The 12,861-nt window shown below is 68.5% G+C and carries 11 protein-coding genes; 6 read left to right on the forward strand and 5 right to left on the reverse strand.

Features of this window, described 5'->3' with window-relative positions; translation table 11 throughout:
* Positions 1-84 precede the first annotated feature (84 nt).
* From BLQ75_RS16350 to BLQ75_RS16360, 3 genes are read right to left on the reverse strand one after another with little or no spacing between them, the layout of a single operon-like run.
* The gene (locus BLQ75_RS16350; protein WP_092603228.1) at positions 85-1,494 is read right to left on the reverse strand and encodes an 8-oxoguanine deaminase; all 1,410 of its coding nucleotides are present in this window, start codon (positions 1,492-1,494) and stop codon (positions 85-87) included.
* Positions 1,491-1,997: a (2Fe-2S)-binding protein gene (locus tag BLQ75_RS16355; RefSeq protein ID WP_092603230.1), complete on the reverse strand. Its 507-nt coding sequence runs from the start codon at positions 1,995-1,997 to the stop codon at positions 1,491-1,493. Before BLQ75_RS16355 ends, BLQ75_RS16350 begins: the two co-directional genes overlap by 4 nt.
* Positions 1,988-2,896, reverse strand: a complete 909-nt coding sequence (locus BLQ75_RS16360) for an FAD binding domain-containing protein (protein WP_092603232.1) — start codon at positions 2,894-2,896, stop codon at positions 1,988-1,990. The genes BLQ75_RS16355 and BLQ75_RS16360 overlap by 10 nt, the downstream gene beginning before the upstream one ends.
* Positions 2,897-3,446: 550 nt before the next feature.
* On the opposite strand from BLQ75_RS16360, the gene BLQ75_RS16365 reads away from it, so the two are divergent.
* The 4 genes from BLQ75_RS16365 to BLQ75_RS16380 all read left to right on the forward strand — a co-directional run bounded on the left by BLQ75_RS16365 (position 3,447) and on the right by BLQ75_RS16380 (position 8,100).
* The gene (locus tag BLQ75_RS16365) at positions 3,447-4,967 is read left to right on the forward strand and encodes a PucR family transcriptional regulator (RefSeq protein ID WP_092603234.1); all 1,521 of its coding nucleotides are present in this window, start codon (positions 3,447-3,449) and stop codon (positions 4,965-4,967) included.
* Between the two features lie 487 nt (positions 4,968-5,454).
* Positions 5,455-6,708, forward strand: a complete 1,254-nt coding sequence (locus BLQ75_RS16370; protein ID WP_092603236.1) for a type III PLP-dependent enzyme — start codon at positions 5,455-5,457, stop codon at positions 6,706-6,708.
* Positions 6,709-6,782: 74 nt separating this feature from the next.
* Positions 6,783-7,181 carry an adenosylmethionine decarboxylase gene (speD, locus tag BLQ75_RS16375; RefSeq protein ID WP_092603238.1) on the forward strand — a complete coding sequence of 133 codons (399 nt, stop codon included), beginning with the start codon at positions 6,783-6,785 and terminating at the stop codon, positions 7,179-7,181.
* A gap of 40 nt (positions 7,182-7,221) precedes the next feature.
* Positions 7,222-8,100 (forward strand): spermidine synthase, encoded by an 879-nt coding sequence (locus BLQ75_RS16380; RefSeq protein WP_092603317.1) that lies wholly within the window; start codon positions 7,222-7,224, stop codon positions 8,098-8,100.
* A 122-nt stretch (positions 8,101-8,222) separates the two neighbouring features.
* Here BLQ75_RS16380 and BLQ75_RS16385 read toward each other — a convergent pair whose 3' ends face one another.
* Entirely contained in the window at positions 8,223-9,428 is a 1,206-nt protein-coding gene (locus BLQ75_RS16385; protein ID WP_244515634.1) for a hypothetical protein, read from the reverse strand.
* 95 nt (positions 9,429-9,523) lie between these two features.
* Here BLQ75_RS16385 and rbsK point away from each other — a divergent pair, with 95 nt between their 5' ends.
* Positions 9,524-10,420 (forward strand): ribokinase, encoded by an 897-nt coding sequence (gene rbsK / locus BLQ75_RS16390; protein ID WP_092603321.1) that lies wholly within the window; start codon positions 9,524-9,526, stop codon positions 10,418-10,420.
* A gap of 116 nt (positions 10,421-10,536) precedes the next feature.
* Here the strand turns inward: rbsK and BLQ75_RS16395 are convergent, their stop codons facing one another.
* A complete protein-coding gene (locus tag BLQ75_RS16395) occupies positions 10,537-10,905 on the reverse strand; it encodes a histone-like nucleoid-structuring protein Lsr2 (RefSeq protein ID WP_092603240.1) in 369 nt (122 codons plus the stop codon).
* Between the two features lie 386 nt (positions 10,906-11,291).
* Between BLQ75_RS16395 and BLQ75_RS16400 the strand changes: the two genes are divergently transcribed.
* Positions 11,292-11,801: a histone-like nucleoid-structuring protein Lsr2 gene (locus tag BLQ75_RS16400; protein WP_092603323.1), complete on the forward strand. Its 510-nt coding sequence runs from the start codon at positions 11,292-11,294 to the stop codon at positions 11,799-11,801.
* Positions 11,802-12,861 lie beyond the last annotated feature (1,060 nt).

Consider the following 12,861-nt stretch of genomic DNA (forward strand, 5'->3'; position numbering starts at 1 on the left):
TGTGTCGTGCCGACCGCTCTCGTCGGGCGGGTGTCATGGGGCCACGGTGGGAAGGCGGACGCGGAGTCCGCGGTGGGGCCGAACTCATCCGACCCCCTTCGCGGCGATCCGGGAGCAGTCGCGCCGCAGCTCGTCGGTCAGTTCCCGCTCGGACTCCCGGACCAGTCGGGAGTCCGCCACGACGGTCTCCCCGCCGCGGAGCAGCGTGCGCAGCCGCGGCAGCGGGCCGAGCGCCAGCGCTGCCACCGGGTCCTCGATCCCGGCGTGCCCCAGACCGTCGAGGTCCCAGAGCGCGATGTCGGCGAGCTTGCCCTGCTCCAACGAGCCCAGCTCGTCCTCCCGGCCGAGACAACGCGCCCCGCCGCGGGTTCCCGTCCACAGCGCGTCACGCACCGACAGCGCGTCCGGGCCGTAGTGGGCCCGGCCGAGCAGCAGTGCCTGACGCAGCTCGTCACCGAGCCGCCCCGACTCGTTGGAGGCCACACCGTCGACACCGAGGCCGACCGGGGCGCGCGCGTCCAGCAGCGGGCGAACCGGAGCCACCCCGGCCCCGAGCCTCCCGTTGGAGCTCGGGCAGTGCGCCACCCCGGTGCCGGTCTCGCCCAACCTGGCGACGTTCCGCTCGGAGAGGTGCACGCCGTGGGCCAACCAGACGTCCTCGCCCAGCCACCCCAGCCGGTCGGCGTATTCGACCGGGTCGCATCCGAACTCCCGTTCGCACTGCCTGAGCTCGTCGGAGGTCTCGGCGAGATGCGTGTGCAGCCGAACCCCGTGTCGCCGTGCGAGCTCGGCCGCCGACCGCATGAGTTCGCCGCTGACCGAGAACGGCGAGCAGGGACCCACGGCCACCCGGAGCCGGGAATCGAAGGAGGGATCGTGGAACCGCCGGATCGCCTCCTCGGTTCCTCGCAACGCGGACTCGGTGTCCTCGACCGCCGAGTCCGGGGGCAGTCCCCCGGCGGACTGCCCCCGGTCCATCGAGCCGCGCACCGCGTGCAGCCGCACGCCGATGCGATCGGCTCCGGCCACCACGCCGCCGAGCACATCCCCACCCGTGTCTGGGAACACGTAGTGGTGATCGGCGACGGTGGTGCATCCCGACAACGCCGTCCAGCCCAGTCCCGCCGCGGTGGCGGAACCGGTCAGCTCCTCGTCGATGCCCGCCCAGACCGGGTAGAGCTCGGTGAGCCAGCCGAACAGCGTCGCGTCGACCGCGTAACCGCGTGTCGCCCACTGGTAGAGGTGATGGTGCGTGTTGACCAGCCCCGGAGTCACCAGGCAGCCGCTGCCGTCGATCCGGTGAACAGGTCCCGGCTGCTCCGGGGCCGGCCCGGGGCCCACGGCACTGATGCGCCCGTTGTCGATCACGACGTGACCCTCGGGGTACTCGGTGCCCGTGCCCGAGATGTTGGGGTCCGGTGTGTCCACGGTGACCACGGCCGCGCCTTCGATGACGGTGCGCCGCGCGGGTGGCCCTGGAGGATGCTCGCTCATGTCCGGTCACCCCCGGCGGAGCTCCCCGAACCGCTCGTGCCGCCGCTCCGCTCGGCCGCGGTGCGGACGGCGGCCATGATCTTCTCGTAGCCGGTGCACCGGCACAGGTTTCCGGCCAACGCCTCCCTGATCTCGGCGTCGGAGGGCTCCGGGACCCGCTCGATCAGGTCGTCGGCGGCGACCAGCAGACCGGGGGTGCAGAATCCGCACTGCACCGCGCCCTCGTCGATGAAGGCCCGCTGCACGGTGGACAGCTCCTCGCCGTCGGCCAGCCCTTCCACGGTGCCCACCTCGCGGTCCTGGGCCTGCCCCGCCGCCACCAGGCAGGCGCACACGGGAACCCGGTCGAGGTAGACGGTGCAGGAGCCGCACTCGCCCTGTTCGCAGGCGTTCTTGGAGCCCGGCAGTCCGAGCCGCTCCCGGAGCACGTACAGCAGGCTCTCGCCTTCCCACACGTCGTCGGCGGTCATGGCGCGGCCGTTGACGGTCAGATTCAGGCGCATCGTTGCCTCCCGGAGAGTTCGGTGCCGCTGCGGTACTCGTCCCAGGCCCAGGACAGCGTCCGGCGAGCGAGCACGTGCAACGCGTGTGTGCGGTACCCGGCCGTGCCGCGTACGTCGTCGATCGGTGCCGCCGCGCGAGCGACCAGCTCACCGAAGCGTTCGGTCACCGAGGCGGGGAGCGGGCGCGGGTCGTCCCACTGGCCGTCCTCGGCCAACGCCCCGGCGAGGAACTCCTCGGCCTCGGTGGCCGAGCGCGGTGTGGGGGCCGCCGAGCCCAGCCCGGTACCGACCCCGCGCCGCCGAGGGTGAAGGGCGACGGCGAAGGTGCAGACGGCGATGACCATCGCGTTGCGGGTACCGATCTTGGAGAACTGCTGCGGTCCGGTGCCCTCCGGCACGTGTACCGCCGCGATCAGCTCGTCCGGGGCCATGTCGGTGCGCTTGACCCCGGTGAAGAAGTCGGCGAGCGGGAGCGTGCGGCTGCCGCGCACCGACTCCAGCTCGATCTCCGCGTTCGAAGCCAGCAGGGGCGGGTGCCCGTCACCGGCCGGTGAGGCCGAGGCGAGGTTCCCGCCGAGCGTTCCCCGGTTCCGGATCTGCGGTGATCCCACGGTGCGGGCGGCCATCGCCAGCCCGGGCAGGGTCGTCCCCAGTTCCTCGATCAGCCGGGCGTAGGGCACGGCCGCACCGATGCGCACAGTCGGAACACCGTTCCGTTCGGTTCGCGACCACTCCCGGAGCTGTTCGATGCGAGTCAGGTCGAGCAGCGTCTCCGGGCGCCGGTGGTCGAAGTTCAGTTCCACCATGACGTCGGTGCCGCCCGCGATGGGAGTCGCATCGGGGTGGTTGGCCTTGGCTTCGAGCGCTTCGCTCCAGCCGGCCGGTCGTAGGAAATCCACTGTGTTTCTCCAGATCACAACCCGAGATAGGCCGTTGGGGTGTGAGTAAGTACACAGCTTTTCCACCCGGACTGACTAGCGGCGGAAAACATGAAACGAACCGCTGGTGAACGAGTGGTTTTCGTGCTTTTCTACAACCAACGCTCCCGGCCCGGGCCTGTTCGTCGAGCGTGTCCTCGCGTGGGCAACGTAGCCGAGTTCGGGCGCGGAGCGCGGAATTTCCCGTGATGGTCGTGTTTCGGTGTCGCGCGCCTCTTGTCGGCGGTGCCGCGGGCATGACTAGGATCACCTGGCTCCGGGCCGCTCCGGTTCCCCGGCGCGGACGGGTGAGCGTGGGAGCCGAAAACCTTCGCGGAGCGGCGGCCCAGCTGTTCGGGGCCCGTCCCGAGTCGGCACCCGAGGGGCGTCGTGGGGCGCGTCGAGTAGTGTCCCGCGCCACGTGTCCGGAAGCCGCCTGGCGACGCGCCCGCCCACCCGCCGGAGTCGTCCGGTGGCCCCGGGCGGAGTACCGGGCCGAACAACACTCCGCAAGGACTCGTTAGGGGCGCTCGTGCTTCTCGGCGATCTGTTGGACGATCCCCGGATGGGACTGACCCTGCTCACCGGTGGTGAGCGGCTGGACAGGGTGGTGCGGGGCGTCTACATCACGGATCTCATCGATCCGAGGCGCTACTTGCAGGGCGGGGAGCTTGTGCTCAGCGGGCTGGTGTGGCACCGCGACCCCTCCGACTCGGAGGAGTTCGCGGCCTCGCTGGCCGACGCCGGGGTGGCGGGCCTGGTGGCCGGTACGGCGAGGTTGGGAAAAGCCCCGGCCGATCTCGTGCGGGCCTGCGCTCGGCACGGCGTGCCGTTGTTCGAGCTGTCGGTCAACGTCAGCTTCAACACCCTGTTCGAACACGTGCTCGGCGCCGTGCGCAACGAACGAACCCCCGGCCGCGACCTGGTGACCGACGTGGCCGCGGGTGCCGACCTTCCCCGGGTGCTCGCCGCCGCGGCGGCCGAGCTGGGCACCGACTGCTGGGTCTGCTCCGCCGTGGGAGCCGTGGTGGCCGAGCACGGCAGGCTGCCGCCGTCCGACCGTCGTACGCTGGTCCGCGAGTTCCTCAGGGCCGAGCGGCTGCCCAGAACGGTGCTCACCGACAGTGGCCGAGCCTACGTCCTCTGGCCGGTCAGTTCCGGAACCGAGTCGCGCGCGGCCAGGTGGTTCCTCGTGCTGCCCGGCGACCAGGCGGACCGGGCGCGCGAAGCGGTCGGCAACGAGCTCGCCACCGCGGTGGCGTTGCTGCGCAGCAGGCTCGACGAGGGGCGCCAGGTCTCAGGTCGCCCGGTCGGCACCGCGTTGCGCGCGCTGCTGGAGGGGTCGGTCGGTTCCCGGGAGGTGGCGAGCAGGCTCGCCGAGGCCGGCCTGCCCACCGAGGGTGCGCTGTGCGTCGTGGCGTTGGCGACGGGAGGGCGCTCGGAGTCAGCGGCGGACGTGCTGCGGGAGATCGCCGCCGCCACCGGGCTTCCTTCGGTGACGGCCCCGATGGAGACCGGTGCGCTGGCGGTGTTCGGTGAGCACGTGGACGCCCCGGTCGAGCTGGCGGGGTTGGCGGGGTGGCTGCGGGCCACGTTGGGGGAGCTGGAGTACGGGCCGTTCTGGCTGGGGGTCAGCGTCGGAGTCAGTGACCTGGCCGATCCGAGCGGCCTGCGCGGAGCGGTCGAGGAAGCCCGTTACACGCGGCGGCTGGCCGAGCAGCGTGAGGGCCGCTGCGGCATCGCCACCGCCGAGGACCTGGTCTCCCAGCAGGTCCTGCTGTCGGCCGTTCCCGACGAACTCCGGAATTCCTACCGGCAACGACTGCTCGGCGGGCTGCTGGCCTACGACCGGAGTCACCAGTCCGATCTGGTGAACACCCTGCGAACGTTTCTGGAATGTTCCGGTTCGTGGTCGCGTTGTGCCCAACTGCTGCACGTGCACGTGAACACGCTTCGTTACCGAATTCGTCGTGTGGAGGAGATAACGGGGCGTGACCTCGGGGACTTTCCGACCAGGGTCGACTTCTACCTGGCGCTGCAGATCAGCGGGTGAACTTCCCGGAGACCCGAGCACGAGCGGGGCTCGCGAACGTGCTGGAGCGGTGCTGGTCGGCTCGGCGGTGATGGGCACCGCTTCGAGCTCCGTCCCAGCCTAGCGGCGTTTCGCGAGGGAGTGCCCGAACCGGCCCGAGGGGCCGGGCTCTCGGACGCGGCCACCGCGGTGGATGGCAGCGGTAGGTACCGCTGACTGGGAATCGCCATCCACTCGGCGAGACACCTGATAGGTGAGTGAAACAAACCCGGAACGGGAAACGATCCACCGTGTGGCCACGTCCCGTGTCAGTTGTCACAGTCGGTTCCGCTGTCCGGGGGAAGCCTTCGGTGTGATTGGAAAATGCGCCGCCATCAGCGGTACCGTTTTTGGTCGGCGCAGGGCAGTACCCGGCTCGGTCCTCCTCGGGCCGCCACGGACCGGCCTGGCCGGATTGGTGTGTTCCACGCGACGGCCCGCCGACGGCCGAGAAACGGAGGTTCCGGGATTGACCTACCTGTCCGGCAGCGACGCTGTGACGGACCGCCACGGCGGCGGAGCCATCCTCGACACGACGGTGAACAGGGCACCGTCGGTCTCCGGTGAGGAGTCGGAACGCATCCGCCGTTTCCTGGACCACGAGCGTCCCGCCACCCCCTGTCTGGCGGTGGATCTCGCGGTGGTGCGCGACCGCTACTCCCGGTTGCGCGCGGAGCTGCCCGAGGCGAGGATCTGCTACGCGGTCAAGGCCAATCCCGATCCCCGAGTGGTGGCCGAGCTCGTCCGGCTCGGCGCCTCCTTCGACGTCGCCAGTCCCGGCGAGATCGAGCTGTGTCTGCGGCAGGGAGCCCCGGCAGGCAGGATCTCCTACGGCAACACCATCAAAAAGCCAGGTGACATCGCCCGTGCTCACCAGTGGGGAGTTGGGCTGTTCGCCACCGACAGCACGGCCGATCTGGAGAACATAGCCGCCGCGGCCCCCGGGGCCGCGGTGTTCTGCCGCGTCGCGGTGGACAACACCGGTTCCCGCACACCCTTCGGACGCAAGTTCGGCTGTACTCCCGCCGACGCGGTTCGACTGCTCCGGTACGCCCGTGATCTCGGGCTCGTTCCGCACGGCGTCTCGTTTCACATCGGGTCGCAGCAGCTCGCCGCCGAGGCGTGGGAGCACGGCATCGCGGCCGCGGCCGAGGCGATGTGCGATCCCGCGGTGCCCGCCGACGGTGTCCGCATGATCAACCTGGGCGGGGGACTGCCGGCCACATACACCCAGCCGACCCCCGGACTCCACGAGTACACCGAGGTGATCGAGGACGCGCTGCGACGTCACTTCGGTGACCGGCGCCCCGAAGTGCTGCTCGAACCCGGGCGGTACCTCGTAGGGGACGCCGGTGTGCTGCGCAGCGAAGTCGTGCTGGTCTCCGCCGACTCGGCGGGGGAGGGGCGCTGGGTGTACCTGGACGCGGGACGCTACAACGGGCTGGCCGAAACCGAGGGGGAGGCGATCACCTACCGGCTGCGCACCAGCCGGGACGGCGATCCGCTCGGCCCCGTGGTGCTGGCTGGGCCGACCTGCGACGGCGACGACGTGCTGTACCAGCGCAGTGGTTATGAACTGCCGACCACGCTGCGTGGTGGAGACACGATCGACCTGCTCAGCGCGGGGGCTTACACCGCGAGTTACTCCTCGGTCTGCTTCAACGGGTTCGAACCGCTGAGTACCCGTTGTTTCGACAGTGCCGAGACCACCGAGCGAGCGTGACCGGCGGCCGGGACGGCCGCGGCTCGCCGAGAGGTTTCCCCGTAGGAATCTGCGAAATGTTGGGAGGTCGATAGATGTCAATTGACGCCGGAACCCTGCAGCCTGTCGGTCTGTTCACCGGTCAGCACGTCCTCGCCGAGCTCGAGGGGGTGTCCGCGGAACTGCTCGACGACGAACAGTTCCTGACAGACGCGCTCAACAGTGCACTGGACCGTTCACAGGCCACGGTGTGCGACGTGATCTCGAAACGATTCGATCCGCAGGGTGTGACGGTGCTCGCGCTCCTGTCGGAATCCCATGCTTCGTTGCACTCCTATCCGGAAAACGGTTCGATCTTCATCGATGTGTTCACTTGTGGGAACAGGGCGCAGCCGGAGCGGGCGGTGAGTCTGCTCGCCGAGTCCCTGAGCCCGACGAATGTGAACTGCCGGACCATCCGGCGTGGTCATGACTATGAAACCGGCCTCACGTGAACGACGTGTGTTCGGCCGAGTTCATCCGAAGGAGCGGGAGTTGATCGAGCTCGACGGCAAGCAGTGGGTCCAGGAGCCGCTGGGCGAGGACATGCGGCGGCTCTGGCGCATCGACGAGGTGTTGTGGGAGGGCGACACCGGCTATCAGCACGTGGTGATCGGCCGCACCGGCCAGGGAATCGCGCTGTTCTGCGACGACGATCGGCAGAGCACCGAGTTCTCGCAGCTGGTCTACCACGAGGCGATGATGGTGCCCGGTTTCCTGCTCGCGGAACAGCTGGAACGGGTGCTGATCGTCGGCTCCAGCGAGGGCGTGGCCAGTCGGATGGCGGTCAAGGCCGGTGCCGCCCGGGTGGACCACGTGGACATCGACCGGGAGTGCGTGCGCGTGTGCGCCGAGCACCTCCCGTACGGATACACTGCCGCCGAGCTCGCGGATCTGGAAGCGGGCAACGGTCCCGTCAAGCTGCACTACACCGACGGCTGGGGTTTCATCGACGGGGCCATCAGCTCGGGCGAGCGCTACGACCTGGTCATCGTCGATCTTCCCGACGAGCGGGCGGAGGAGACCGACAGTCAGCACAACCGCCTGTACGGGGAGGACTTCATCCGCAGGTGCCAGGCGGTGCTGGCCCCCGGCGGTGTGGTCGGCTTCCAGGCGGGTTCGCCGACGGTGTGGCGAAACACCACGCTCGTCAGGGCTTACAACCGGTTCCGTACGGTGTTCGACACCGTCACCTACTTCGGTTCGGACGAACACGAGTGGGCTTTCCTGTTCGGCCGGGTCGAGCAACTGGACGATCCGGTCAACGTCATGCTCGACGCGATGCCGAAGAGCCAGTACGAACCGGCGACGATCGACGATGCGAGCCTGATCGGTCTGACGGTCCCACCGTACTCGGTGCGCCACCAGGAGTGAGGGGTCGCGGGCACCGGCTGGTGAGTGGGATTCGCGTTTTATCGGGGTGAGTCCCACTCACGACCGGTGCTCGTCGAACGACGCGCCGGCTCCGGCCGTGCCACGAGCGGAGGTGCCGTGGTTCAGCCCAGATAAGGATGTTGCCCGGTGGCGGTGTTGGCCTCCTCCCGCTTGCTGAACCACTGCTCGAACGCGAGCCCCCTGGTACGCAGTCGCTGCTCGACGGCCTCGCCGGTCACGGCCTCCTCCGAGGAATCGGCTCCCTCCGCGGCCGCCGTGCCCACCGTGAACAGCTCCTCGTAAGCGTTGTCCGGGCAGGCGTGGGCCGCGAACGCCTCGAAGAGGGGCGCGCTCTCGTCCCAGCTCATGAGCTCGGTGGCTTCCAGCACCACCCGTGCTTCGTTGACGAACAGCCGAAGCGCCAGCGCCTCCGCGACACATCGCGGTGGCTGCCAGCGAGTTCCCGTCAATCGGGTCGCCACGGCGGCCGAGCACAGCAACAGCGAGCGCGTGAACCGCGCATCGTAATTGTGCTGGTAACACGGGGGGAGCTCCTCCAGAACCAGCAGTCCCACCGCACCGTCCGCCGTGGCGTCGTTGACCGTGAGCGCCAGCTCGTCGTAGAAGAGCTCGTCGGTGACGACGCTGACCGCGTGGATCAGCGCTCCCGCCGCCAGCTTCGCCCGCTGGCCGTTCGCTTCGTTCGCGCCGAAGGCCTCCTCGGAGAAGGCCCGTAGCCGCTCCGAGAGCTCGTACAGCCGAAGCCGCCAGCTCTCGGTCTCGGCCGTTCCGGCTCGCGAGCCGGATGTCCGTTCCTCGGGGACCGCTTCGCCTCGCCAGGGGTCCGACTCGGGGAGTTCGGCCTGCTCGAACGCCTCTTCTATCTCGGCCTGCAACCGTTCGTCGGCCTCACCGAGCCGCTCTCCGGTGTGCTGCTCGGCGGCGGCGAGACTCTCGTTGAACTCGTCCTCGGTGATCTTGACCTCGGAGTGCGTCAGCGTCCAGTGTTCGAGCACCTGGCTGTCCAGGAGAATCTCCCGCACCACGTTGGCGGCGGCGTTCTCCGCGGCCGACAGCGCGGGAGCGTCGACCGCCAGCATCACGGTCGCGCCGTCCGGGCCGACCTCGATCCGGTAGTCCAGCACGTCGATGTCTTCCTCCTCGGGGCCCGCCACCCCCTCGACCCGGCCCAGCTGGTGATCGAGTACCGACACCACTCCTTCCTGCTGCAGCGGGTCGAGTTTCGAGATGTCCACCGGAGGCCGTAGCCCCGCAGTCACTACGTAGTCCACCGCGTCTCGTCCTCTTTCCAACTCGTTGCCGGGCATGGTACGTCCCGGCAACCCGGCGGGTCGTGCACGACGCGCCAGCGGCCCTGGCCGCCCCCGCCAACCGGCGGGACGGTAATTATGGCCCCGTGACGATGGTGACGGTATTCGGTAGTTGCAACATGGATCTGGTCGCCTACGTGGCGACACCGCCACGCCGGGGAGAGACGGTGCACGGGCGGACGTTCAGCACGGTTCCGGGAGGTAAAGGGGCGAACCAGGCAATAGCCGCCGCCAGAGCGGAGGTCGGCACCAGGTTTCTGGGCGCGGTCGGCGACGACGAGTTCGGCGGCCGGATCCGCGCGACGCTCGCCGAGGCGGGAGTCGAGACGACGGGCCTGCGAACGGTGGAGGGGCACAGCGGCACCGCGCACATCGTGGTCGATGACGACGGCGGGAACTCGATCGTCGTCGTGGGAGGGGCCAACGACGCGATGGATCGACTCCGCTCCGGTGACGCGGAGACCATCGCCGCGTCCGACTGCCTGCTGTTGCAGTTGGAGACCCCCTTGCGGGGGGCCTCGGCCGCGGCGGAGGTGGCCGCCGCGCACGGTGTGCGCGTGGTGCTGACTCCGGCTCCGGCGGAACCGGTGCCGGACTCGCTGCTGTCGAACGTGAACCTGCTGGTGCCCAACGAACACGAGGCCGCCGTGCTCACCGGTGAGTCCGACCCCGAACGGGCGCTGACCTCCCTGCTCGACAGCGTCCCCGAAGTCGTCGTGACTATGGGGGGCGAGGGGGTGCTCTACGGGAACCGCTCCGGAGAGCGGGTCAGGATGCCCGCGTTCCCGGTGCGACCGGTGGACACCACGGCGGCGGGGGACACCTTCGTCGGTGTGCTGGCCGCCGAGCTGGCCCGCGGGACGGACACGACCGAGGCCCTGCGCCACGGTTCGGGAGCCGCGGCGCTGTCGATACGGCGAAAAGGGGCGAGCGGGTCGATGCCTTCGCGGGAAGATATTCGCGAATTCTTGGAGGAGGCGGACAGCTGAACGAAAAACGATCACATTTGGCGTGCTTTCGTGCACGCAATGTTTTCAGTGATTGAGCTACCCGACGGGCGGGAGACGAGTGACGTCATCCCGCCCGTCGGGTATCCGTGCTCGCCTCACTGCGCTTTGTCGTAGGCCTCCACGACCTCAGCGGGAATCCGACCGCGGTCGGAAACCTGCATGCCCTGTTGACGTGCCCATTCCCGAATGGCTTGATTGCGTTCACGGTCAGCGGCTTTCTGCGCCTGCGAGCCGCCGTTCGACTGACGGGTTTTCGCGGCCTTGTTCGCCTTGCCGCTGCGCTTGCGACCACCGACGCGGCGGGCGCTGGAAACATAGGGAGCCAGCGCGTCGCGGAGTTCGGCGGCGTTTTCGGACGACAGGTCGATCGTGTAGCTCACCCCGTCCAGCGCGAACTCGACGGTCGAGTCCGCTTCTGAACCGTCGACATCGTCGACCAGCTGAACCGTTACCTTCTGCGCCACTGCTAACCCTCGATTCCGGATCGTTTTCGTCGGTCATCCACAGCTTACGACGAAGCGCGACAGTACAATAAACTGACGCCACGCCATTGTCGCGAACGGTCGATGGGTGATGCCGGAGTGACCTCCACGACAGCGTTCACCTTGTGATCACTTCCTCGGTCAGGACAACACGCGGGACCGTGTCGTGGGAGTGAAGGGTTCAGTGGTATTGGTTTTTAGGAACCGACTCCGTGGGCGCGGGTGGTTTACGGGCGCTCATGAGGTTGTTCTATCGTGAGGAGGAGACAACGGCCCGGCCGCGTGCTATAACGTAAGTGCCGGTCGGAGGTGTCTCACCGGCAAGCGTCGCGGAGCGAGACGGGGCACGTTCCCGAAAACAGGTGATCATGGCCGAGCGGATTCAGGTCGAACTCGTCGACGACATCGACGGGTCCGAAGCGCAGCAGACAGTTACTTTCGCCATGGATGGCGTGAGCTATGAAATCGACCTGAGTGAGCAGAATGCGCGTAGTCTGCGCGAGCTGTTCGGGCCGTACATCAAGCAGGCACGCACGGCGCAGCAGCAGACCAAGCGGCGGCAGACGCGGAAGCAGGAGAAGGAAGAGCGCCAGGCCCGTCAGGCCAATCGTCAGCTGACCGAGGAGATCCGCGGGGCGGCCCGGCGGACCCGGCAGCGCTACCAGCAGGAGCGCCACGAGGAGGAGTCCGCTCCTACCGAGGTGGCCTCCGGCGACGAACTGGACCGGGATACCTTGCTGGAGCGGCCGCTGTCGTTCTCGCCGAGCGAGGCCAAGGGGGCGGCCGATCAGGCGGCGCGGTCCGAAGACGTCGAAGACGACGAGCAGCAGCGTTTTCCTGTCGTTTCGCTCCCGCAGTTCTCTTCAGCCAACGAGTGATCCCGGCTCTCTCGTTCGAGGCTGTCCACCGGCGCGGTTGGCGCTGGTGCCGTGTTCTCCACACCGGGGAATGTCCCCCCGTTCGGTGAGCTCCGTCCAATGGCGGGACCGCTCGGGGAGAGCGGATTCGGAGATTTCGCGATACCGGTCCTGACGATGGGTGTCCAGTCGCCCAGCCGAAGCCCGTGAGAACTGGTCGTGCTTCACGAGGGGCACGGCTGAACTGTCGAGGCGTTCCGCCCCGCCCGTAGTTGTTGCCGCACGCGGGCGGGGCACTCCTCCGGAGCTCGGCGTCACCGGCGGAGCGTCGCTCGATCTAAATCGCCGTACCGGCGCGACAGGACGACCGTTCCAGCCTTTCGGTGCGCGAGTCACCGTTCGGGGGATGTAGCCGGCGATCCGAACGGGCCGGAACGTGGTTCGCTCAGTCCTCCGCCCGGTGCCGACGTCCCTTGCTCCGTCGACCCTGTTGCTGTGGGGTGTGGGACCCGGCGCTGTGATTGCCGCTCGGAGCGTCGTCCGGCTGGTCGCTCTGCTCGTGAGCACCTTCCAGGGAGGCGGCGAACTCGGGTGGAGCACTGGTCGTCCAGTGGTCCCCTTCCGGATCGATCAGAGTGTTCCGCAATTCGGTGTAAATCGGTGTCGAATCCACTGCTACCCCCGTGGTCGTGTTCCGAGATCGAGGTTACCGCGCTCGGTCGTGACGAAACGAGGCGTGGCCAGTACTCACCCGAACGTGAATCCCTCGCATTGTTCACGGGGACGAACACTCCCGGAAGTTCCGTTGCGTCTCTTCGCCCGAAGGGGTGAAGTGTTGGCTGTCCTGCTGTTTCAGTGGCTGGTGGGGGGGTGGGTGTGCGGGGTGTGTGGTGGGGGTTAGAGTGGTTGTCGTCAGCACGGCGGTGCCGGGCTGGCGGTCCGGCGGGGTTTCGGTTGGAAATTCGGTCGGGTTCGTTGGCTCTGATGCTTGGTTGTTCCGGGTTCTGGTGGATCCGGGCCCCCTGGTGAATGGGGGGTGTGGCCGGGTGTTAGGGTGGTGAGGAGCAATCTGTGGTGATTC

This window comes from Actinopolyspora xinjiangensis (assembly GCF_900104475.1).
In the GTDB taxonomy this organism is placed as follows: Bacteria; Actinomycetota; Actinomycetes; order Mycobacteriales; family Pseudonocardiaceae; genus Actinopolyspora; species Actinopolyspora xinjiangensis.

What these genes read in the sequence shown, in the direction of transcription:
- BLQ75_RS16350 (WP_092603228.1), bottom strand. Translation starts at nt 1,494, where the DNA reads ATGAGCGAGCATCCTCCAGGGCCACCCGCGCGGCGCACCGTCATCGAA.
- BLQ75_RS16355 (WP_092603230.1), bottom strand. Translation starts at nt 1,997, where the DNA reads ATGCGCCTGAATCTGACCGTCAACGGCCGCGCCATGACCGCCGACGAC.
- speD (WP_092603238.1), top strand. Translation starts at nt 6,783, where the DNA reads ATGTCAATTGACGCCGGAACCCTGCAGCCTGTCGGTCTGTTCACCGGT.
- BLQ75_RS16385 (WP_244515634.1), bottom strand. Translation starts at nt 9,428, where the DNA reads ATGCCCGGCAACGAGTTGGAAAGAGGACGAGACGCGGTGGACTACGTA.
- rbsK (WP_092603321.1), top strand. Translation starts at nt 9,524, where the DNA reads ATGGTGACGGTATTCGGTAGTTGCAACATGGATCTGGTCGCCTACGTG.
- BLQ75_RS16400 (WP_092603323.1), top strand. Translation starts at nt 11,292, where the DNA reads ATGGCCGAGCGGATTCAGGTCGAACTCGTCGACGACATCGACGGGTCC.